Origin of the sequence: Bacillus sp. 22475, from assembly GCF_052044835.1 — a bacterium.
Classification (GTDB): Bacteria; Bacillota; Bacilli; order Bacillales; family Bacillaceae_G; genus Bacillus_A; species Bacillus_A cereus.
This window is the reverse complement of the sequence record NZ_JBQENW010000096.1, coordinates 1-572: the sequence shown is the minus strand read 5'-3', so window position 1 is coordinate 572 and position 572 is coordinate 1. Positions and strand designations below refer to the sequence as shown.

Here is a 572-nt window from a genome sequence, read left to right as displayed (position 1 = left end):
ACCACTACACCACGGGACCATTTGGTTGCGGGGACAGGATTTGAACCTGCGACCTTCGGGTTATGAGCCCGACGAGCTACCGTGCTGCTCCACCCCGCGATAATACTATTCATATAAAATTTATATGGTGGAGGATGACGGGATCGAACCGCCGACCCCCTGCTTGTAAGGCAGGTGCTCTCCCAGCTGAGCTAATCCTCCAAAGTGGTGACCCGTACGGGATTCGAACCCGTGTTACCGCCGTGAAAGGGCGGTGTCTTAACCACTTGACCAACGGGCCAAATATTATAAATCCTATGGCGGAGAGCAAGGGATTCGAACCCTTGATACGCTTGTGACGTATACACGATTTCCAATCGTGCTCCTTCGGCCAGCTCGGACAGCTCTCCAATGGCTCCGCAGGTAGGAATCGAACCTACGACCGATCGGTTAACAGCCGATAGCTCTACCGCTGAGCTACTGCGGAATAATATTGCCTGGCAACGTCCTACTCTCACAGGGACAAGGTCCCAACTACCATCGGCGCTAGAGAGCTTAACTTCCGTGTTCGGTATGGGAACGGGTGTGACCTC

The 572-nt window shown here is 53.8% G+C and carries 5 tRNA genes and 1 rRNA gene; all 6 read right to left on the bottom strand.

The annotated features are described in order from the left end of the window. Positions 1-22 precede the first annotated feature (22 nt). Positions 23-99 (bottom strand) — tRNA-Met (locus ACTJJY_RS32055). 26 nt (positions 100-125) lie between these two features. Next, a tRNA-Val gene (locus ACTJJY_RS32050) sits at positions 126-201 on the bottom strand. Positions 202-205: 4 nt separating this feature from the next. After that, positions 206-280: transfer RNA gene (locus ACTJJY_RS32045), tRNA-Glu, on the bottom strand. A gap of 17 nt (positions 281-297) precedes the next feature. After that, positions 298-389, bottom strand: a tRNA-Ser gene (locus ACTJJY_RS32040). A 2-nt stretch (positions 390-391) separates the two neighbouring features. After that, positions 392-466, bottom strand: a tRNA-Asn gene (locus ACTJJY_RS32035). An 8-nt stretch (positions 467-474) separates the two neighbouring features. Continuing rightward, positions 475-572 (bottom strand): 5S ribosomal RNA (gene rrf / locus ACTJJY_RS32030); the annotation flags it as partial.